This window comes from Amycolatopsis sp. 505, assembly GCF_031625235.1.
GTDB lineage: Bacteria > Actinomycetota > Actinomycetes > Mycobacteriales > Pseudonocardiaceae > Amycolatopsis.
Genome location: NZ_JACKQP010000007.1, coordinates 169,249 through 189,357, shown reverse-complemented (window position 1 = coordinate 189,357; position 20,109 = coordinate 169,249). Strand labels below are relative to the sequence as shown.

The window sequence follows — 20,109 nt, the reverse complement described above, 5'->3', positions numbered from 1 at the left end:
CAGACGGTGGCGGTGCAGGTCGAGAAGTTCGAACAGCTGCTCGGGACGCTGGCGGAGGTCGAGCGTGCGGAAGCGCGTGACTACTCGTCGTTCAGCGTGCGCGGCAAGCGGTTCGGCTACTTCTGGCCGCGGACCCGGACCGTCGGCCTCAAGCAGACCGTCTCCGAGCAGCTGGCGCTGGTCTCCGAGCGGCCGGACGTCTTCGAGGTCCAGTTCACCGCGGGCGGCTTCGGCTGGGTCGTGGTTTACCTGGACGGCATCGACGCCGACGAACTCGCCGAACTCCTTTACGAGGCCTGGCGGCTCTCCGCCCCGGAGGAGCTGGTCGCGGAGGTGCCCTTCACCAGGATCGCCCGCGCGTAGAGCAGGTCGAACCCCTGCCGCTGGACGTTCTGGTGGGACTTCGACCCGGGCTGCGTGGTGACGACGGCGAGGTCGCACCCGGCCTCGGCGGCCGCCGCGAGCCGGGCCCGCAGCAACGCGGTCTGGACGCCTCGGCGCCGGTGGGCCGGCAGCGTCGCCGCGCCGCTGAACTGCGCGATCCCGTCGGTGACCCGGAAGCTCGCGCCCCCGGCGAACTCGCCGTCCCGTTCCGCGATGTACCGCCGCACGCCGGCCATGTCCCGCAGCGCGTTGACGAGCAGGTCGTGGGGGAAGTCCTCGTGCGAGGGCAGGCCTTGTCCGTCGTCCACGGCGGACGCTTCGGCCACCGCGGACAGCCAGGTCTCCAGCTCGTCGTCGCGGCAGGCCCGGACGTCGCCGGGGAAGCCGGCGTCTCCGATCCGCCGCCCGAGCACGTTCTCGTACGACTCCAGGCGGTAGCCCCGCGCGGTCAGCATCGCCCCGGCCGCCGAGTCGGCGAGCTGCGAGAGTTCGACCTGTACCGGCACGCCCCGCTCGGCGAACGCCGCCTCGATCTCCGCGAGCGCGGCGGGCTCGGGCAGCCCGGAGAAGCCGAGCCCGGCGACCTTGGTGAACGGCGACCCGGCCTCGGCGAAGGTGGCGACACCCCCGGCGAGCGGGCGCGTGAAGCCGCGGTCGTCCCCGAGCCGAGCCCGCGAGGCGTCACAACAAGCGGCGACGAACCGCGCCTCGGCGCGTTCGATGCGCTCGGCCAGAGCTGTGTCGCAAAAGAGCCGTTCCCCGTCCACGTCCCCACAGTGGCGGACGCGGACGGGGAACACCAACCGGTTTTCAGCCCTCGACGCGGTGCGAAGCCCAGAACGAGGTCAGGTCGGTCGACCCGGCCGCCGCCTGCGCCGCGGCCTTGAACTCCGCCGTCGTCGACACGCCGTACCAGTGCGACTGCGCGTACGACTTGAGCAGGTTCGCCATCGCCGTGTCGCCGATCAGCCGCCGCAGGTCGTGCAGGGTGCACTTGCCGTAGTTGTAGACCACCGTCGAGTACCGGGACGAATGCGCGTCCCAGTAGGCCATCGAGTTGGTCAGCTTCTCCGCGCTCGACTGCCAGGTGATGCCGCAGCCGCTGCCGGTGATCCCGCGGTAGAGGTCGGTGGCGTAGTCGGTGAAGCTCTCGTCCAGCCACGGCGAGGTGTACTCGTCGTCGCCGACGATCCCGTAGAACCACTGGTGCGCGAGCTCGTGCGGCAGGGCCACGTTCGACACCAGGTCCATCACGAAGCCCGGGTACTCCATGCCGCCGAACCAGAAGTTGTTGTCCAGCACCACGTCGACCTCACCGTACGGGTAGTCGCCGAAGCGGCCCGAGTGGACGTCGATGGAGTCGGCGGCCAGCGACAACATCGAGTTGGCGCTGCTGGTGGAGATCCCGCTGACCGAGTAGACGTTGACCCGCACGCCCTTGCCGGACGTCGTGGTGATCTTCGCGAACGGCCCGGCGGCCCACGCGAAGTCCCGCACCTTGGCCGCCACGGCGTGCGTGGTGGTCGTGGTGCCGCTGGTCGTCTCGGTCGAGGTGCCGGTGGCCGGGGTCAGCAGCGACGTCGGGTGGACCAGGGTGACGTCGAAGTCGCTGATCACCGTGTAGAACGACTCGCCGTTGTTCGTGTACGGGTCGAGGTGCCAGCCCGCGCCGTCGCGGACGGCGAGCACCGGCAGCGCGTTGCCGATCATGTTGAACGCGCCGTCGTGGCCGAACCGGTCGGCGCCGCTGGGCACGACGATCTTCAGGTCGAACCCGATGGTCGCGGACTGGCCCTGGGCCAGGGGCGCGGGCAGCGTGATCTTCAGGGCCGTGCAGTTCACGCTCAGCGCGGACGCCGTGCCGCCGGTGACGTTCGTGACCGTGATCGGCGTCGTCGGGCAGGCGCCGTGGTAGTTGTCCCAGAGCCGCAGGTACACCTCGGGCAGCGCGGTCGCGGAGCCGTTGGTGAAGCCGACGCTCTGGTGCCCGGTCCACGTGTCGCCCGCGGTGTTCGACGTCAGGTTCACCGTGTACGCCGGATTGACCGGCGTGCGCGTCGAGTCGGCGGGAGCGGCGGAGATCGTCCAGGTGAAGGTGGCGCTGCCGCTGTTGCCGGCCGGGTCCTTCGCCGTCACGGTCACCGAGGACGTGCCCGCGGTCGTCGGCGTGCCGGTGATCTTGCCCGTGCTCGCGCCGATCGCGAGGCCGGCGGGTAGGCCGGTGGCGCTGTAGGTGAGCGCGTCACCCTGCGGGTCGCTCGCCTGGATCTGCAGCGCCGCGGCCTGGCCGACGGCGCCGGTCTGGGCCCCCGGCGAGGTGACGACCGGCGACTGCGCGGACCCGGTGGTGGTCAGCGAGAAGTCGTCGAGGACGAAGTTGGTGGCCAGGCTCGCATCCTCGGTGCCGGTGAGCTTCAGCGTCACCGTCTGGCCGAGGTAGCGGGAGACGTCCACGGTGCGCTGGACGTAGCCGGTGTTCTTGTCCAGGTTCGAATAGCTCGCCAGGGTGTCGGAACCCGCCTGTACCACCAGCTTGTCGTACTTCGTGCTGGTGGTCGTCTCCTTGGTGTCGATGTGCTGCCACCACGAGAGCGTCGCCGACGCGCAGCCGGCGGGCAGCGTCAGCGACTGGGACAGGGTGTCGGTGTGCGTGCTGCCGGTGCCGTCCAGGCGGGCGAGCATCGTGCCGCCGTGCGCGGGTTGCGCGGTGGTGGCCGCGGTGATGACGCCGCTGGTCTGGGTCCACGGCGTGGTGCCGCTTTCGAACCCGCCGTTGCCGACGATCTGGTCACCGCAGACCGCGGCGGCCTCGGCCGGCGTGGCGACGGCGACGGTGCCCAGCAGGCCGATGGCCACGCCGAGCACGGCAGGAAGCACCCTCGATCTCATGGAGGTCGTCCTTTCCCGGCTCCGCCCGTGGGAGCCAGGAGAAGCGTCCTCTGCGCCCCGGATGGGCGGAACCCGCCAAGAGTCGGGTTCCGTGCCGCTTTCGTCGTGTATGCACGGGAACGTCCGGGTGTACGGATCTTGTACGCCGCATTGCGAGCTTGGGGGCATCCGACCGGGAGGAAGACATGACCCCCAAGTTCAAGGCGCTCACCGTCGCCGTCGGCACGCTGCTCGCGCTGGCCGGCAGCGGGATCGCCCAGGCCGCGCCGACGGCGGCCGCCGACGTGACCGGCATGGAAGCGATCTTCAACAACCCGCCCGAAAACGGCGACCGCGACCACTCGATCGAAACGCGGCTGGTCCAGCTGACCAACGGCACCCCGGCCGGTGCCGAGATCCACATCTCCCTCTTCAGCTGGACCCGGCCGGCGCTGGCCGAGGCGGTGAAGGCGGCGCAGGCCCGCGGCGTCAAGGTGCGGATCGCGCTCGACGGCGCCGCGGACGACGACCCGGCGAACACCGCGATGCCGATCCTCAAGTCCGCCGGGCTCACCCAGCTCGTCTTCTGCGGCACCGGCGGCGACAACACCGGGTGCATCGCCCACGACGGCAGCCCGCACTCGATCAACCACGACAAGCTGTGGATGTTCTCCGAGACCGAGGGCAAGAAGGACGTCGTCGTCATCGGCTCGTACAACCTGACCACGGTGCAGGGCAACATGTTCAACAACGCTCTGCTGACGTACGGCGACGCCGATCTGTACGGCTTCTACCTCGGCCACATGCAGAAGATGCTGGCGCAGAAGAAGAACAACAACTACTTCGACGACGCGGGCTACCACAAGACGCTGACCACGATGGTCACCAGCTACCTTTCCCCGCGCGCCGACTCCCGTGGCGGCGCCTCCGAGGAGTTCGCCACCGACACGTGGGCGCAGCTGCTGAAGTACATCACCAAGTACGAAGCCGGCTGCTCGCTCAACGTCGTGCAGGCCAACATCGCCGACTCGCGCACCCCGGTCGTCACCGAGCTGGCGCGCATCGCGAAGCTGGGCTGCAAGGTCCGGATCGTCTACGACGACATGGGCACCGCGGCACTGGCCGCCCTCAAGGGCAAGGCGAACATCACGCTCAAGAAGTTCAGCACGACCGTGAACGACCGCGAGATCACCGTGCACTCGAAGTATATGCTCTACACGGGCAACTACAGCGAGAAGGGCGGCCGGCAGCTCGTCTTCACCGGCTCGCACAACATCTCCGGCGCGGCCCTGCGCGACAACGACGAAATCCTGATCAAGGTCGAGAACGCGGCGATCAGCGCGGCCTACCAGGACAACTTCAGCACCATCCTGGCCCGTGCGAAGTGCACGGCCCCGGCTACCTGCTGAGGACGCGGGCGGCCCGCGTCTCCAGGGGCCGGTAGCCGGCCTGGGTGGCGAGCTTGACCGCCGCTTCGCCGTGGGTGCGCGCCAGTTCGGTGTCACCCACGGCGAACGCCGCTTCGGCGAGGCCGGTCAGTGCTGCGGCTTCACACCACGTGAAGCTCGTTTCGCGGGCGATGTCCAGTGCTGCCGTCAGATGCTCGACCGCTTCGGCGGCGCGGTCGAGCCGGAGGCACGTTTCGCCGAGCGCGGCGAGTGCGGACGCTTCGGTGCCGCGGTCGCCGATGCGGCGGGTCAGCTCGACGGCGTCGGCCGCATCTGTCAGGGCGCGGGTGGCGTCGCCCGCCCGGGCCTCCATGACCGCCCGGCCGGACAGTGCCGCCGCTTCGCCGTACTGGTAGCCGAGTTCCCGGTTGGCGGTCAAGGCTCGCTCGTAGAACTCGGCGGCGACGGCGTGGCCGAGGTCGCGGTGGACGTGCCCGAGGTCGACCAGGAGCACGGCGACGCTGAACCGCGCGTCGTCGCGTTCGGCGATGTCCAGGGCGCGGGCGAAGTGGCCGAGCGCGGCGTCGAAGTCGCCGACCTGGCCGCAGGCGAACCCGAGGTTGGCCAGCGCCATCGTGATGCCCGGCATGGCCGTTTCTTCGCACAGCCGCAACGCTTCCAGGCCGCACGCGATCGCCTCGTGCGCATCGCCGAGGCGCTGGAGCACGGCGCTGAGGTTGTTGAGCGCCGCGGCGCGCCCCGGCGGCCAGTCCGCCGCCAGCCCGTCGGACAACACCGTCGTCAGGTGCGCGCGGGCGTCGGCGTAGCGGCCGCTGTTGACCCCGGCGAGCGCGATGGACAACCGCATCGCCGCCTGCGCCTGCCGGTCGTCGTCGGCCTGGGCGGCGGTCAACGCCGTCGTGGCCGTCTCGATCCATTCCGTGTGGTGGCCGCGGTGGTGGAAGAAGGCCCGGAGGGCGTCGGCCAGGTGCCAGGCGTACTCGCGCGGGCCGTGTGCCGCCGCGTGCTCGACGGCGGCGGCGAGGTTCGGCCACTCCGTGTCCAGCCAGGCCAGCGCGTCTTCGGTGCCTTCGAACGCCGGTTCCGGTTCGGGCCGGGGGAGCCGGAGGAAGTGGGGGATCAGCAGGCGGCCCGCCGCGTCGGCCGTTGCCAGGTAGTGGTCGAACAGCCGCCGCCGGGCCGCGTCCGCGTCGGCCGCGGTGTCGTCGGCCGCGGCTCGCCCGCCCGCGTAGCTGCGCAACAGGTCGTGGAAGCGGTAGCGGCCGGGCAGGTGCCGTTCGACGAGGTTGGCCGCGGCGAGGGCCTTGAGCTGCCGGCCGGCGTGCCCTTCGCTGACGGCGGCGAGCCGCGCGGCGACCGGTGCGGTGAACGTCTGGCCCGGCACCAGCGCGAGCCGCCGGAACAGGAGGCGGTGCCCGGGGGGCAAGGCCCGGTAGGACACGGAGAACGCCGTCGTGACCGCGCTTTCCTCGGCGCCGTCGACGCTCAGGCCGGCCAGGGGATCGCCGTCGGCGAGTTCGCGGGCCAGCTCGGCGATGCCGGACACCTCGCCGAGGTTCGCCGCGGCCAGCCGCAGCGCGAGCGGCAGGTGCCCGCACAGCCGGGCCAGTTCCGCCGCCGCGGCCGGTTCGGCGGCGACCGCGGGTGGCCCGAGCACGGTTTCCAGCAGCTGCCGGGAATCCTCGGCCGGCAGCACGGAGAGCGGGACGGCCGGCGCGCCGGTGCGGGCGATGAGGTCGCCGAGCCGCTGGCGGCTGGTGATCAGCACCGTGCCGGACGGCGGCAGCAGCGGTGTCACCTGGGCGCTGTCGCGGGCGTTGTCGAGCAGGACGAGGACCTGCCGGTCGGCCAGCAGGGAGCGCCAGAGGGCCGTGCGGCCGTCCGGGTCCGGCGGGATGGCACGCGGGTCGGTGCCCAGCGCCCGCAGCAGCTGCGCGGCCGCGACGGCCGGGGTGAGCGGCTCGTGGTCCGGGTCGAATCCGCGCAGGTCGAGGTAGAGCTGGCCGTCACCGAAGCGGTCGCGGACGCGGTGTGCCCAGCGGACGGCGAGGGCGGTCTTGCCGACGCCGGCGGTGCCGGTGACCACGCGGATGTCCGCGCCGGGGCCGGGCTCCGCGGGCTCGTCGAGCTGGGCGAGCTCGGCGGCGCGGCCGGTGAAGCCGCGGACGTCGTGGGGCAGCTGGGCCGGGCGGACCGGTTCGGGGGCCGGCTCCGGCGCGGCGTCGAGGGCCGGGTCTGCGGCGAGGATCGCGGCTTCGAGACGGGTCAGCTCGGGGGAAGGGTCGAGCCCGAGTTCGGTGACGAGCCGGCTGCGCAGGCCGCGGAAGGCGGCGAGGGCGTCGTCGGTGCGGCCCTCGCGGTGCAGGGCGAGCATGAGCTGGCCGACGAACCGCTGCCGCAGCGGGTGCGCGGCGACCAGCGTGGTCAGTTCGGCGAGCACCTCCCGACCGCGGCCGAGCCGCAGCTGCGCGTCGATGCGGTCTTCCAGCGCGCTCCAGCGGGCTTCGTGCAACCCGGCGAGGAGCAGCTCGGCGACTTCGCCGGACGCGGCCCCGGCGAGCGCGTCACCCCGCCAGAGGGCGAGGGCCTCGTCGAACAGCTCGACGGCGGTCTCGTCGGCCGCCACGCGGGCCCGGTGGGTGAGGGCGGTGAAGCGGTGGGCGTCGACGGTGTCCGGGTCGGCGCGCAGGACGTACCCGTGGCCTTCGGTGACGAGCTCGGGGCCGCCGGTGGCGCGGAACACCGCGCGCAGGCGGGAGATCAGCGCCTGGACGGTGCCGCGCGCGCTGGCCGGGGGATCGTCGGGCCAGAGCCGGTCGACGAGGCTTTCGACGGTGACCGGCCGCGGCGTCTCGAGCAGCAGGACGGCGAGGACCAGGCGCTGCTTGCGGGAGCCGAGATCGACCGGGTCGCCGTCCGCCGTCGCCTCGACGGCGCCGAGGAGGCGGAACTCCACCCGGTCACCTCCACTCACCTGATCGGGTGTGCAAGCGTACTGCAAGCGTGGTGCAGGCCCGGTCCGCCATCCTGGCGGGGCCGCAGGACATGCTCCCGACGATGTCCACGGCCGGCTCGGGCGCCGGGGAACCGGCGGATTCGGCTGTCGTCGTCCCACGGGCGGCACGAGCTGGGGGTAGGACCACCACGGCGACCCCTCCACGGTCGCCGTGGTGGCCCTTTGTCCGTTCGCTGCCCGGGGCAGCGGCCGCCCGATGCGGTAGCTCCGGTGGCGGCCCGCGTGCGCCCGACGCAGAATGCGCGCATGCAGCCGACGGTCGTCCGGGTGGCGCGCCTGTCCGACCCGGCCGGGCCTGCCGACGGCGTCCGCGTGCTCGTCGAACGGCTCTGGCCCCGCGGCACGGCCCGGACGGCGGTGGTCCTCGACGGCTGGTACCGCGGCCTGGCGCCGTCCGACGAGCTGCGCACCTGGTACGGCCACGATCCCGAGCGGTTCGCGGAGTTCGCCGAGCGTTACCGGGCAGAGCTGCGCGAGCCCGATCGAGTGGCGGCCTTGGACCGCCTCCGCACGTTGGCCGGCGACGGCCCGGTGACCCTCCTGACGGCGAGCGGGTCCCCTTCGATCAGCCAGGCGGCCGTGCTGGCGGCGGTGCTCACCGGGAAGTGAGCCGTGTCGTCCACCCAGGTACGCGTGTCGTCCGTCCGGGTACGCGTGTCGTCCGTCGGGCGACCGCCTCAGGGGCGCGTTCCGGTGACCGCCACGCGGACCGTCGCCGCGGCGGAGCCGAGCTTCTCGTGGCGGGCCGTCAAAGTGAGCGTCCCCGGCTGCCCCGCGAACGGGCGCAGCCACACCGCCGCCGCACCACCCGTCGCGCCGAAGTCGAGCTCCGGATCGCCGACCAGCTCACCCGGGCCGGTCAGCGTCAGCCGCACCCGGCCGGTCGTCCCCGCGCGCAGGGTCCCGAACCGGTCCACCGCCGCCACCACCACGCGGGTGGCGTCGCTGCCGTCCGCGCGCAGCTCCGGATCGTCGGGCACGCAGCTGAGCACGTCCGAGCCCCGGTCCCCGCTGAACCGGCGGCTGACGACGAGCCGCTCACCGACGTAACCGTCGATGCGCAGCTGCGGCCGCCGCCCCTTCGGCACCACCAGGTCGACGGCGAACGGCGGGTACCGCAGGTGCGGGAACTCCGCGCGCCGGCTGCGGGCCGCACCCGCCGGCCGGTCGTCGAGGAACAGCAGCAGGCGGTCGCAGTTGGACCAGATCGTCACCCCGGCGCCGGGCCCGGCCGGCTGGGCCGTGAAGTCCCACGCGAAGCCGGGCTCGACGACCGCCCGCACCCGGGGGTCGCCCTGCGAGGCGTAGAAGGCCGCGGCCGGCTTGGGAATCCGGAAGAGGTCGGACACCCCGGCGTACTTCACCCCGTCGACCGACCGCTGCCAGGCCGACGGGTAGTCGAACGCGCACCAGGCGAGCAGCCCGCAGTAGCGGTCGTCGGCGGCGGCGAGGTCGTGGGCCTTCGCGTGCAGTTCCGCCTGCTGCCGGACCGCCGGGAAGTCTCCGCGCCGGTAGGCCCGGGCCCCGGCGAGCGTGCCGATCGTCTCCGTCACCAGGTACGGCACCCCCGGCCGCGGCGGGCGCAGCCGGAAGGGCGCCCCGCGCCGGGCGGTGTAGTCGTTGTAGGCCAGGATTTCGACGTCGCTGCCGGCGAACCGTCCGAGCGTGGCGCTGGCCAGCGCGCCGCTCGTCGGCCGGGACGGGTCGAGCTGCCGCGCGAGCCGGCCGGTCCGCTGGTACATCGCGGTCGTGCCGTTCGCCTCGTTCACCCGCGTACCCCACACGATGATGCTGGGGTGGTTGCGGTCGCGCACGACCATGCCTTCGACGTCCGCCAGGTTCCGCCGCTGCCAGGCGTCGTCCCCGACGTGGCCCCAGCCCGGGATCTCTTCCCACACCAGCAGGCCGAGCTCGTCACAGGCGTCGAGGAACGCGCTCGACTGCGGGTAGTGCGAGCAGCGGACCATGGTGCAGTTCAGGTCGCGGCGCAGGATCTCGGCGTCCCGCCGCTGCACGCGCTCCGGCATCGCGCCACCGGCGAAGGGGTACCACTGGTGGCGGTTGAGGCCGAACAGCTTGAGCCGCCGTCCGTTGAGGAAGAAGCCCTCGGTGGTGAACCGCGCGTCGCGGAAGCCGGTGCGCACCACCCGCTGGTCGAGGGCGCGCTTCCCGGACTGGAGCGTCACCACGACGTCGCACAGGGCGGGGTCCTCGACGTCCCAGAGCCGCACCGCCTCGAGCCCGCCGACGTCGAACTCGACCGTCGTCCCGCGGACCGCCGCGGATGCGGTGGCGACTTCGCGGCCCGCTTGCCGCACCGACGCGGTCACCTGCCCCACGACCGGTGCGTCCAGCGTGCACGTCAGGTGCAGCGAGCGGCCGGGGGAGAGGACGTCGACGGGCCGGGCGAAGACGTCGGCCAGCCGGATCCGCGGCACCTCGCCGACCGTGGCCGGGCGGTAGATCCCGGCCGGCTGGTAGAAGTCGATCACCGACGGCCCCCCGCGCGGCAGGTTCGGCGGTACGTCCAGCGCCCACCGCCCGTCGACCACCACGGCGAGCATGTTGTCCCCGGTCACGACGTCCGGCAGGGCCACCTCGAAGGGCAGGTAGCCGCCCTCGTGGGTGGCGACGAGCCGGCCGTTGAGGTGCACCTCGGCGTTCGTCATGACGCCGTCGAAGCGGGCGGTGTGGCGGCCGGTCGCCGACCCGGTGAAGTGCTTGCGGTAGACCCACCGGTCCTGCCAGGACGCCGGGTCCCACCCGGTCCACGAAAGCGGCGTCACGCAGTGGGGGAGCTGCACCGGCGAGAGGTCGATCTCGTCGAACCCGAGCTCGGTGCAGCCGTCGTCGTACCGCCCGAACAGCCAGAAATCGCCCAGCCGCACGGGGTCCGGCCCGGGCGCGGCGTGCCCGGCCGACCCGGCGACGACGCCGAGCAACGCGGCGCCACCGGCGGCGAGGAACCCGCGCCGGGACAGCCGTGGCGGCGAGTCGGCCAGCTCGGTATCGGACACAGACGACCTCCGTGCTCGGGCTCCCCCGGGATATCGCTGGTGGGCGGTAAGACGTCACAAACGATCAGCGGGTTGCTCAGCGCAGGGTCGAGGCTCGGACCACCAGCTCCGGGGTGAACACGACTTTCCGGTGTTCGTGGCCGGTTTCGGACGCCTCCGCGAGCAGCAGCTCCACGGCCGTGCGGCCCAAGCGCCGCCTCGGCTGGCGGACCGACGTCAACGGCACCGCGGCCGCCGCCGCGAACTCGATGTCGTCGTAGCCCACGATCGCCAGGTCGGCCGGGACGCTCATGCGGAGGTTCGCGCACGTCTGCAGCAGGCCGAGAGCGACCAGGTCGTTCGCGCAGAACGCCGCGGTCGGGCGGACCGACGCCGGGAGGCCCGCCAGGCGCTCGCCCGCGCCGCGGCCGTCGGCCACCGTCAGGGCCGTCGTCGTCAGGTCGACCAGGCGGTCCGGGCCGAGGCCGGCCGCCGCCAACGCGCGCAACGCACCCTGCCGGCGGTCGCGGACCTGGCCGACCGACGTGTGGTTGCCGATGAACGCGATCCGCTCGTGGCCCTGCTCGACCAGGTGGCGCACGGCGATCTCGCCGCCGTAGACGTCGTCGACCGCGACCGAGCAGTGCGTCGTGCCTTCCGGCGTGCGGTCGACGACGACCACCGGCGTGCCGCGGCGCGCGATCTCGCCCAGCAGCGGGGCGTCCGGGTCGACCGGCGTGATGAGGACACCCTGGACGCGCTGCTGTTCGAGGCGCCCGAGGTAGGCCGCCTCCCGCGACGGCTGGTGCGCGCTGTTGCACAGGAACAGGGACAGGTCGCCCTCGCCCGCAGCGTCTGCTGCGTCTTCCATGCCGGCCGCGACGTCGGTGAAGAACGGGTTGCTGCCGTCGAGCATCACGTAGGCCAGCACCCGGCTGCGCCCGGCCCGCAGCTGCCGCGCGGATTCGTTGCGCACGAAGCGGAGTTCGGTCATCGCGGCCTCGACCCTGGCCCGGGTCGCCGGGCTGACCCGGCCGGGCCGGTTGAGCACATTGGACACCGTGCCGAGGGACACGCCGGCGGCCGCCGCGACTTCCTTCATGCCCGCCGCGCGGGGCTCGGCACCGGGCTCCCTGACCACCATCGCAACCCCCTGTTTGAAACGTAACATCACCGCGAAGGATCTGCTGAAGACCCGTTTGGCCACGCCTTCGCCGATGCATTGACTTCTCGTTCCGTCGCATAGTAGCTTCACCGCACCAGATTTGTGAAACCTTTCAATCCGGAGGTCGCGATGACGCGGCAGGACCCGGGCCGGGTGCCTCTGCTGGAGGTGCGCGGCGTGACGAAATCGTTCGGCGCGGTCGCGGCCGTGGCCGGCGTGAGCTTCGGGCTGCACGCCGGGGAGGCGCACGCGCTGGTCGGGGAGAACGGCGCCGGCAAGTCCACGATCGTCAAGATGCTGGCCGGGGTGCACAAGCCCGACGACGGCACGCTGCTGCTCGACGGCGAACCGGTCGAGTTCGGCTCGCCCGCCGACGCGAAAGCGGCCGGGATCGCGGTCATCTACCAGGAGCCCACCCTGTTCCCGGACCTGAGCGTCGCGGAGAACATCGTGATGGGCCGCCACCCGCGCAAGAGCCTCGGCCGGATCGACCGGGCGGCGGTCCGCGCCGAGGCCGAGCGCCTGTTCGCCCGGCTCGGCGTCCGGATCGACCCCGCCCGGCCCGCCAGGGGTTTGTCGATCGCCGATCAGCAGATCGTCGAGATCGCCAAGGCGCTCAGCGCCGACGCCCGCGTGCTGGTGATGGACGAGCCGACCGCCGCGCTGACCCGGGTCGAGGTCGAGCGGCTCTTCAGCGTCGCCCGGACGCTGCGCCAGGAAGGCGCGGCGATCATGTTCATCTCCCACCGCTTCGAGGAGATCACCGAGCTCTGCCAGCGCGTGACGATCATGCGCGACGGCAAGCACGTCTCCACCGACGCCCTGGAGGACGTCACCGTCGAGGAGATGGTGAAGCGCATGGTCGGCCGCGACCTCGACGCGCTGTTCCCCAAGCAGGACGTCGAACCCGGCGCGGTCGTGCTGGAGGTCGAGGGCCTGGCCCGCGCGGGCGTGTTCCGCGACATCTCCTTCTCGGTGCGCGCCGGGGAAATCGTCGCGTTCGCCGGGCTGGTCGGCTCCGGCCGCTCGGAGGTCGTCCAGGCCGTCTTCGGTGTCGACGAACGGGACGCCGGAGTCGTGAAGGTGAGCGGCAAGAAGCTCAAGCCGCACTCGTCGCGGGCCGCGATGGCCTCCGGGATGGCCCTCGTTCCCGAGGACCGGCGTCAGCAGGGCCTGATCATGGACCTCTCGATCGAGCGCAACGTGACGCTGCCGCGCTCGCGGGCGCTTTCCCAGCTCGGCTTCCTCACCGGCGCGAGCGAACGCCGGGAAGCCCGGCACTGGACCGAGCGCCTGCGCACCAAGTACCGGAGGCTCGGCGACCCCGTCGGGACGCTCTCGGGCGGCAACCAGCAGAAGGTCGTCCTGGCCAAGTGGCTGGCGATGGCGCCGAAGGTGCTGATCGTCGACGAGCCGACGCGCGGGATCGACGTCGGTACCAAGGCCGAGGTCCACCGGCTGATGTCCGCGCTGGCCGCCGAGGGCGTCGCGGTCGTCATGGTGTCGTCGGAACTGCCGGAGGTGCTGGGCATGGCCGACCGCGTGCTGGTGATGCGGGAAGGCCGGATCGTGGCCGAGCTCCCGCGCGCCGAGGCGACCGAAGACTCGGTCATGTTCGCCGCGATGGGCCAGGGGGCCGCCGCATGACCGTCACCGAGGAGGCCCGCGTGACGAAGGAACCGGCCGTCCACTCGCGACGGTCGTGGACCGCGAACGTGCTGAAGGCCCGCGAATCCGGCATCGTGCTCGCCTTGATCGTGCTGGTCGCGTTCACCGCGACGCAGAACTCCCGGTTCCTGTCCGGGCAGAGCATCCGCGACATCCTGCTCGGCACGGCCATCCTGGCCGTGCTCGCGGTCGGGCAGGCGATCGTGATGATCACCCGCAACATCGACCTGTCGGTCGGCTCGGTGCTCGGCCTGGCGGCGTTCGCCGTCGGCACGCTGATGAAGGACAACCCCGGGCTGCCGGTGCTCGTCGCGATCCTCGCCGGGCTCGGCGTCGGCGCGATGTGCGGGCTGGTCAACGGCGCCCTGGTGCGCTTCGGCCAGGTACCCGCGCTGGTCGTCACCCTCGGCACGCTCTACGCCTACCGCGGGGTCAGCTACTTCTGGGCTGGCGGCCAGCAGATCAACGCCGACAAGCTGCCCGCGTCCTTCCTGGACTTCGGCACGGCGTCCATCCTCGGCGTGCCGTGGCTGGTGCTGATCGCGGTGCTGGTCCTGGTCGCCGCCGGGATCGTGCTGCGCAGCTACCGCGCCGGGCGCGAGCTGTACGCGATGGGGTCGAGCCCGCAGGCCGCGCAGCTGGCCGGCATCCGCGTCGGCCGCAACACCAGTGCCGCGTTCCTGGTCAGCGGCGCTCTCGCGGGCCTGGCCGGGGTGCTGTTCGCCGCCCGGTTCGGCACCGTGGACGCGGCGGCCGGCACCGGCTACGAGCTCAACGTCGTCGCCGCGGCCGTGGTCGGCGGGGTCGCCGTGTTCGGCGGCAGCGGTTCGGTCTGGGGCGCGGGCCTCGGCGCGCTGCTGCTGACCGTGATCGGCAGCGCCCTGGCGGTGCTCGACATCAACCAGTTCTGGCAGCAGGCGATCGTCGGCGCGCTGATCCTGCTGGCCATCGGCGCCGACCGGCTGGTCGCCGTCCGGGTCGCCAAGGCACTGAAGAAGAGGGATTCCCATGTCTGACCCCGGGAACCGGCTCGGCCGGCTGCTCAGCTGGGACGCCGCCGTCGTGCTCGTGACGGTGATCGTGCTGATCGTCGCTTCGGGTGCCGTGGAGAACTTCGGCACCAGCCGCAACTTCACCTTCCTGCTGCTCGACCTGCTCCCCATCGCGCTGGTCGCGCTGCCGATGACGTTCATCATCGTCACCGGCGAGATCGACCTTTCGGTGGCGAGCACGCTCGGCCTGACGTCGGCGGTGATGGGCTCCCTCTGGGACGCGGGCCTGACGATCGAGACGATCATCCCGCTCTGCATCCTGCTCGGCGCGGTCCTCGGCGCGCTGAACGGCTTCTTCGTCACCGTGCTGAAACTGCCGTCGCTGGCCGTCACCATCGGCACCCTGGCGCTCTACCGCGGGCTCGCGTTCGTGGTGCTGGGCGACAACGCGGTCGCCGACTTCCCACGGGCCTATACGAGCTGGGTCACCGGGACGATCGGCGACGGCCCGGTCCCGAACGTGCTGATCCCGCTGGTCGTCGTCGCGCTGGTCTTCGGCGTCGTGCTGCACGCGACCCCGATCGGCCGGGGCGTGTTCGCCGCCGGCGCGGGCGAGCAGGCGGCCCGGTTCGCCGGCATCCGCACCGGACGGCTCAAGTTCTGGCTGTACGTCGTGAGCGGCGCGGTCGCCGGCCTGGCCGGGGTGCTGTGGACGCTGCGGTACTCCAGCGCCCGCGCCGACAACGGCTTCGGCCTCGAACTGGCCGTCGTGGCCGCCGTGCTGCTCGGCGGTGTGTCCATCTTCGGCGGCAAGGGCACCCTGCCGGGCGTGCTCGCCGGGGTGGTCCTGCTGGCCTCGCTGCAGAACGCGCTGCGCCTGCAGGACGTGTCGAACGAGGCGCTCAACATCGTGACCGGCGTGCTCCTGATCGTGTCGGTCCTGCTCCCCAACATCGTGACTTCGGCCCGCACGGCAGTGCGTCGCCGTCGGCAAGCGGTAACTCCGGAAAGGTGACGAAGATGTCCCGACGGTTCCTCACCGGCGCAGTGTCGGCCGGACTGGTGCTGGTCCTGGCCGCGTGCAGCGGCACGACGAAGAACGACAACGCCGGCTCCGGCGCGAGTGAGTCCACCGCCCAGGCGAACCCGAACGCCGCGGCGAAGGAGGGCGTCAAGATGGCGTTCCTGCCCAAGCAGCTCAACAACCCCTACAGCGACATCGAGGTCAGCGGCGGCAAGGAGGCCCTGGCCGAGCTGAAGGGCGAGTACAAGCTGGTCGGGCCGAACGACGCCAGCGCGTCGTCGCAGGTCAGCTACATCAACACGCTGATCCAGCAGCAGCAGGACGTCATCGGCATCGCCGCGAACGACCCGAACGCGGTGTGCCCGTCGCTCAACCAGGCCCGCGGCGCCGGCATCAAGATCGTCGCCTTCGACTCCGACGCCGCCAAGGACTGCCGCGACGTCTTCATCAACCAGGCCACCACCCAGGGCATCGGCGAGGCGCTGGCCAAGCAGGCCAAGGACCTCTCCGGCGGCTCCGGCGAGATCGCGGTCCTGTCCGCGACGCCGAACGCCACCAACCAGAACGCCTGGATCGAGGTCCTCAAGAAGGAACTGGCCAAGCCGGAGTACGCGGGCCTGAAGCTGGACAAGATCGCCTACGGCAACGACGACGACCAGAAGTCGTTCCAGGAGGCCCAGGGCCTGCTGCAGTCGTTCCCCAACCTCAAGGTGATCGTCTCGCCGACCACCGTGGGCATCGCGGCGGCCGCGCGGTACGTCAGCTCGTCGAGCTACAAGGGCAAGGTCGCGGTGACCGGGCTGGGCACGCCGAACCAGATGCGCGCCTTCGTCAAGGACGGCACGGTGAAGCAGTTCGCGCTGTGGAACCCGGCCGACATCGGCTACCTCGCCGCCTACGCCGGCGTCGCGCTCAAGTCCGGCCAGATCACCGGCAAGCAGGGCGAGAAGTTCAAGGCGGGCAAGCTCGGCGACTACACGATCGGCGAGAACGGCGAGATCGTGCTCGGCCCGCCGACGACGTTCGACGCGAACAACATCGACAAGTTCAACTTCTGATGCCGCGGTACTGCTTCTGCCTTCAGGTCAAGCCCGACCGCAAAGCCGAGTACGCCGAGCGGCACCGGGCGGTGTGGCCCGAGATGCGGCAGGCACTGCACGACACCGGCTGGCGCAACTATTCGCTCTTCCTGCGCGAGGACGGCCTGCTGATCGGGTACGTCGAGGCGGACGACCTCGCCGCCGCGCAGGCCGCCATGGCGGAGACCGACGTCAACACCCGCTGGCAGGCGGAGATGGCGGAGTTCTTCACCGGCCTCGACGGTGGCCCGCCGGATGAAGGGTTCCAGCTGCTCGACGAGGTCTTCCACCTCGACGTCCGGGAAGGACAGTGATCGCCATGGGTGATCTGACCGCCGTAAAAGGGGCCCTGCGGACGCAGCGCATCGAGACGCCGTCGTGGGCGTACGCGAACTCGGGCACCCGGTTCAAGGTGTTCCCGCAACCCGGTGTCCCGCGGACGCCGGAGGAGAAGATCGCCGACGCCGCGGTGGTGCACCGGCTCACCGGGGTGGCGCCGAGCGTGGCGCTGCACATTCCGTGGGATCGCGTGGACGACTACACCGCTCTGACCGCGTACGCCCGCGATCTGGGTGTCGAGATCGGCGCGATCAACACGAACGTCTTCCAGGACGAGGACTACAAGCTCGGTTCGGTGACCAACCCGGACGCGGGCATCCGCCGCAAGGCGACCGACCACCTCCTGGAAGCCGTCGACATCATGGACGCGACGGGTTCGCGGGACCTGAAGCTGTGGTTCTCCGACGGTATCAACTACCCGGGTCAGGACGACCTCCGCGACCGGCAGGACCGGCTGGCGGAGGCGCTGCGCGAGACCTACGACCGGCTCGGCGGCCACCAGCGGATGCTGCTGGAGTACAAGCTGTTCGAGCCCGCGTTCTACGCGACCGACGTCCCGGACTGGGGCACGTCCTACGCCCACTGCATCGAGCTGGGGGAGCGGGCGACGGTGTGCATCGACACCGGCCACCACGCCCCGGGGACGAACATCGAGTTCATCGTGGCGTTCCTGCTGCGGGCCGGGAAGCTGGGCGCGTTCGACTTCAACTCCCGCTTCTACGCCGACGACGACCTGATGGTGGGGGCGGCGGACCCGTTCCAGCTGTTCCGGATCATGTACGAGATCGTCCGCGCCGACGCCCTCGACCCGGCGTACGGGATCGCGTTCATGCTCGACCAGTGCCACAACATCGAGGCCAAGATCCCGGCGATCATCCGCTCGGTGATGAACGTCCAGGAAGCCACCGCGAAGGCGCTCCTGGTGGATCGCCCCGCACTGCGCTCGGCCCAGCAGGCGGGCAACGTCCTGGAAGCGAACGCCGTGCTGATGGACGCCTACAACACCGACGTCCGGCCGCTGCTGGCCGAGCTGCGCACCGAAGCCGGGCTCGACCCGGACCCGGTCGCGGCGTACCACCGCAGCGGGTACCAGGAGAAGATCGTGGCCGAGCGCGCCGGCGGCACGCAGGCCGGATGGGGAGCATGACGATGACCGTGCCGGAGCAGCTCATCGCGCGCAGCAACGCGCTCGGGGCCGACCCGCGCAACACGAACTACGCCGGCGGCAACACCTCCGCCAAGGGCGCGGTGACCGACCCGGTCACCGGCTCGCCCACGGACGTCCTGTGGGTCAAGGGCTCCGGCGGTGACCTCGGCACGCTGACCGAGTCCGGGCTGGCGGTGCTGCGGCTGGACCGGCTGCGTTCCCTGGTCGACGTCTACCCGGGCGTCGAGCGCGAGGACGAGATGGTCGCCGCGTTCGACTACTGCCTGCACGGCCGGGGCGGGGCGGCGCCGTCGATCGACACCGCCATGCACGGCCTGGTCGAGGCTCCGCACGTCGACCACCTGCACCCGGACTCGGGCATCGCGCTGGCCACGGCGGCCGCCGGCCCGGCGCTGACCAAGGAGTGCTTCGGCGACCGGGTCGCCTGGGTCGGCTGGCGGCGGCCCGGGTTCCAGCTGGGCCTGGACATCGCCGCGGTGAAGGCGGCCAACCCCCAGGCCATCGGCGTGATCCTCGGCGGCCACGGCATCACCGCGTGGGGCGCCACCTCGGGGGAGTGCGAGCGCCACTCCCTCGAGATCATCCGGACCGCCGAATCCTTCCTGGCCGAGCGGGGCGCGCCGGAGCCGTTCGGGCCGGTCGTCCCCGGCTTCGAGGCTCTTCCCGAAGCCGAACGCCGAGCACGCGCGGCCGCGCTGGCGCCGGTGATCCGCGGCCTGGCCTCCACCGACCAGCGGGTCGTCGGCCACTACACCGACAGCGACGTCGTGCTGGAGTTCCTCTCACGCGAAAAGCTCGCGCCGCTCGCCGCGCTGGGTACGTCCTGCCCGGACCACTTCCTGCGCACCAAGGTCCGGCCGCTGGTGGTGGACCTGCCCGCGACCGCGCCCGTCGAGGACGTCGTCGCACGGCTGAAGGAGCTGCACGCGGAGTACCGCGACTCCTACCGCGCCTACTACGAGCGGCACGCCGACGCCGACTCGCCCGCGATGCGCGGCGCCGACCCGGCCATCGTGCTCGTCCCCGGCGTCGGGATGTTCTCCTTCGGCAAGGACAAGCAGACCGCGCGCGTGGCGGGCGAGTTCTACGTCAACGCCATCAACGTCATGCGCGGCGCCGAAGCGGTGTCTACCTACGCGCCGATCCCGGAAAGCGAGAAGTTCCGGATCGAATACTGGGCCCTCGAAGAGGCGAAGCTGCAGCGGATGCCGAAGCCAAAACCCCTGGCCGGGCGGATCGCGCTGGTCACGGGCGCGGGTTCGGGCATCGGCAAGGCCATCGCCCGCCGGCTGGCGGCCGAGGGGGCGTGCGTGACGATCGCCGACGTCAACGGCGACGCGGCCGCGGAGGTCGCGGCGGAGATCGGTGGCACGGCCGTCACCGCCGACGTCACCGACGCCGCGGCGGTCCAGGCGGCGATCGACGCCACGGTGCTGGCCTACGGCGGCATCGACCTGGTGGTCAACAACGCCGGGCTGTCCATCTCGAAGCCGCTGCTGGAAACCACCGAACGCGACTGGGACCTCCAGCACGACGTGATGGCCAAGGGCTCGTTCCTGGTGTCCCAGGCCGCGGCGAAGGCGATGGTCGCGCAGGGCATCGGCGGCGACATCGTCTACATCTCGTCGAAGAACTCGGTGTTCGCGGGCCCGAACAACGTCGCCTACGGCGCCGCGAAGGCCGACCAGGCCCACCAGGTCCGGCTCCTGGCCGCCGAACTCGGCGGGCACGGCATCCGGGTCAACGGCGTCAACCCCGACGGCGTCGTCCAGGGCTCCGGCATCTTCGCCGGCGGCTGGGGCGCCCAGCGGGCCGCGGTCTACGGCGTCGAGGAGGCGAAGCTCGGCGAGTTCTACGCCCAGCGGACCATCCTCAAGCGCGAGGTGCTGCCCGAGCACGTCGCCGCCGCCGTGTTCGCCCTCACCGGCGGCGAGCTCACCCACACCACCGGCCTGCACGTGCCGGTGGACGCCGGGGTGGCCGCCGCGTTCCTGCGTTGAC

At 71.8% G+C, this 20,109-nt stretch carries 15 protein-coding genes; 10 read left to right on the top strand and 5 right to left on the bottom strand.

Translation table 11 applies throughout. The annotated features are described in order from the left end of the window. Positions 1-6: 6 nt before the first annotated feature. Positions 7-363, top strand: a complete 357-nt coding sequence (locus H5965_RS25815) for an MmcQ/YjbR family DNA-binding protein (protein ID WP_310972830.1) — start codon at positions 7-9, stop codon at positions 361-363. On the opposite strand, the gene H5965_RS25810 is transcribed toward H5965_RS25815, so the two are convergent. Together H5965_RS25810 and H5965_RS25805 are read right to left on the bottom strand one after the other, a co-directional pair. Continuing rightward, entirely contained in the window at positions 288-1,151 is an 864-nt protein-coding gene (locus H5965_RS25810; protein WP_310972829.1) for a GNAT family N-acetyltransferase, read from the bottom strand. The genes H5965_RS25815 and H5965_RS25810 overlap by 76 nt on opposite strands. A gap of 43 nt (positions 1,152-1,194) precedes the next feature. After that, positions 1,195-3,261, bottom strand: a complete 2,067-nt coding sequence (locus tag H5965_RS25805; protein ID WP_310973221.1) for a putative Ig domain-containing protein — start codon at positions 3,259-3,261, stop codon at positions 1,195-1,197. A 197-nt stretch (positions 3,262-3,458) separates the two neighbouring features. Here H5965_RS25805 and H5965_RS25800 point away from each other — a divergent pair, with 197 nt between their 5' ends. Continuing rightward, positions 3,459-4,661, top strand: a complete 1,203-nt coding sequence (locus tag H5965_RS25800; RefSeq protein WP_310972828.1) for a phospholipase D-like domain-containing protein — start codon at positions 3,459-3,461, stop codon at positions 4,659-4,661. Here H5965_RS25800 and H5965_RS25795 read toward each other — a convergent pair. After that, complete coding sequence (locus H5965_RS25795; protein WP_310972827.1) at positions 4,651-7,617, bottom strand: BTAD domain-containing putative transcriptional regulator; 2,967 nt, start codon at positions 7,615-7,617, stop codon at positions 4,651-4,653. The two genes, H5965_RS25800 and H5965_RS25795, sit on opposite strands and share 11 nt — an antisense overlap. A 306-nt stretch (positions 7,618-7,923) precedes the next feature. On the opposite strand from H5965_RS25795, the gene H5965_RS25790 reads away from it, so the two are divergent. Further along, positions 7,924-8,286, top strand: a complete 363-nt coding sequence (locus H5965_RS25790) for a DUF488 family protein (RefSeq protein ID WP_310972826.1) — start codon at positions 7,924-7,926, stop codon at positions 8,284-8,286. 68 nt (positions 8,287-8,354) lie between these two features. Here H5965_RS25790 and H5965_RS25785 read toward each other — a convergent pair whose 3' ends face one another. Beyond that, on the bottom strand, positions 8,355-10,679 hold the full coding sequence (locus H5965_RS25785; protein ID WP_310973219.1) for a glycoside hydrolase family 2 TIM barrel-domain containing protein: 2,325 nt from the start codon (positions 10,677-10,679) through the stop codon (positions 8,355-8,357). Between the two features lie 91 nt (positions 10,680-10,770). Beyond that, positions 10,771-11,817 carry a LacI family DNA-binding transcriptional regulator gene (locus H5965_RS25780; RefSeq protein WP_310972825.1) on the bottom strand — a complete coding sequence of 349 codons (1,047 nt, stop codon included), beginning with the start codon at positions 11,815-11,817 and terminating at the stop codon, positions 10,771-10,773. 150 nt (positions 11,818-11,967) lie between these two features. Between H5965_RS25780 and H5965_RS25775 the strand changes: the two genes are divergently transcribed. The 7 genes from H5965_RS25775 to H5965_RS25745 are packed head-to-tail and all read left to right on the top strand — an operon-like array spanning position 11,968 to position 20,108. Further along, positions 11,968-13,485, top strand: coding sequence for a sugar ABC transporter ATP-binding protein (locus H5965_RS25775; RefSeq protein WP_310972824.1), 1,518 nt, complete (start codon positions 11,968-11,970; stop codon positions 13,483-13,485). Beyond that, on the top strand, positions 13,482-14,522 hold the full coding sequence (locus H5965_RS25770; protein WP_310972823.1) for an ABC transporter permease: 1,041 nt from the start codon (positions 13,482-13,484) through the stop codon (positions 14,520-14,522). Before H5965_RS25775 ends, H5965_RS25770 begins: the two co-directional genes overlap by 4 nt. Next, positions 14,515-15,513 carry an ABC transporter permease gene (locus tag H5965_RS25765; protein ID WP_310972822.1) on the top strand — a complete coding sequence of 333 codons (999 nt, stop codon included), beginning with the start codon at positions 14,515-14,517 and terminating at the stop codon, positions 15,511-15,513. Before H5965_RS25770 ends, H5965_RS25765 begins: the two co-directional genes overlap by 8 nt. Before the next feature lie 5 nt (positions 15,514-15,518). Beyond that, positions 15,519-16,580, top strand: coding sequence for a rhamnose ABC transporter substrate-binding protein (gene rhaS, locus H5965_RS25760; protein ID WP_310972821.1), 1,062 nt, complete (start codon positions 15,519-15,521; stop codon positions 16,578-16,580). Further along, complete coding sequence (locus tag H5965_RS25755; protein ID WP_310972820.1) at positions 16,580-16,915, top strand: L-rhamnose mutarotase; 336 nt, start codon at positions 16,580-16,582, stop codon at positions 16,913-16,915. Before rhaS ends, H5965_RS25755 begins: the two co-directional genes overlap by 1 nt. A gap of 5 nt (positions 16,916-16,920) precedes the next feature. After that, on the top strand, positions 16,921-18,087 hold the full coding sequence (gene rhaI, locus H5965_RS25750; protein WP_310972819.1) for an L-rhamnose isomerase: 1,167 nt from the start codon (positions 16,921-16,923) through the stop codon (positions 18,085-18,087). Between the two features lie 2 nt (positions 18,088-18,089). Next, the gene (locus H5965_RS25745) at positions 18,090-20,108 is read left to right on the top strand and encodes a bifunctional aldolase/short-chain dehydrogenase (RefSeq protein ID WP_310972818.1); all 2,019 of its coding nucleotides are present in this window, start codon (positions 18,090-18,092) and stop codon (positions 20,106-20,108) included. Position 20,109: the final 1 nt, after the last annotated feature.

Coding starts and splice junctions, on each gene's coding strand:
- H5965_RS25800 (WP_310972828.1), top strand. CDS start 3,459: ATGACCCCCAAGTTCAAGGCGCTCACCGTCGCCGTCGGCACGCTGCTC.
- H5965_RS25790 (WP_310972826.1), top strand. CDS start 7,924: ATGCAGCCGACGGTCGTCCGGGTGGCGCGCCTGTCCGACCCGGCCGGG.
- H5965_RS25780 (WP_310972825.1), bottom strand. CDS start 11,817: ATGGTGGTCAGGGAGCCCGGTGCCGAGCCCCGCGCGGCGGGCATGAAG.
- H5965_RS25775 (WP_310972824.1), top strand. CDS start 11,968: ATGACGCGGCAGGACCCGGGCCGGGTGCCTCTGCTGGAGGTGCGCGGC.
- H5965_RS25770 (WP_310972823.1), top strand. CDS start 13,482: ATGACCGTCACCGAGGAGGCCCGCGTGACGAAGGAACCGGCCGTCCAC.
- H5965_RS25765 (WP_310972822.1), top strand. CDS start 14,515: ATGTCTGACCCCGGGAACCGGCTCGGCCGGCTGCTCAGCTGGGACGCC.
- rhaS (WP_310972821.1), top strand. CDS start 15,519: ATGTCCCGACGGTTCCTCACCGGCGCAGTGTCGGCCGGACTGGTGCTG.
- H5965_RS25755 (WP_310972820.1), top strand. CDS start 16,580: ATGCCGCGGTACTGCTTCTGCCTTCAGGTCAAGCCCGACCGCAAAGCC.
- rhaI (WP_310972819.1), top strand. CDS start 16,921: ATGGGTGATCTGACCGCCGTAAAAGGGGCCCTGCGGACGCAGCGCATC.
- H5965_RS25745 (WP_310972818.1), top strand. CDS start 18,090: ATGACCGTGCCGGAGCAGCTCATCGCGCGCAGCAACGCGCTCGGGGCC.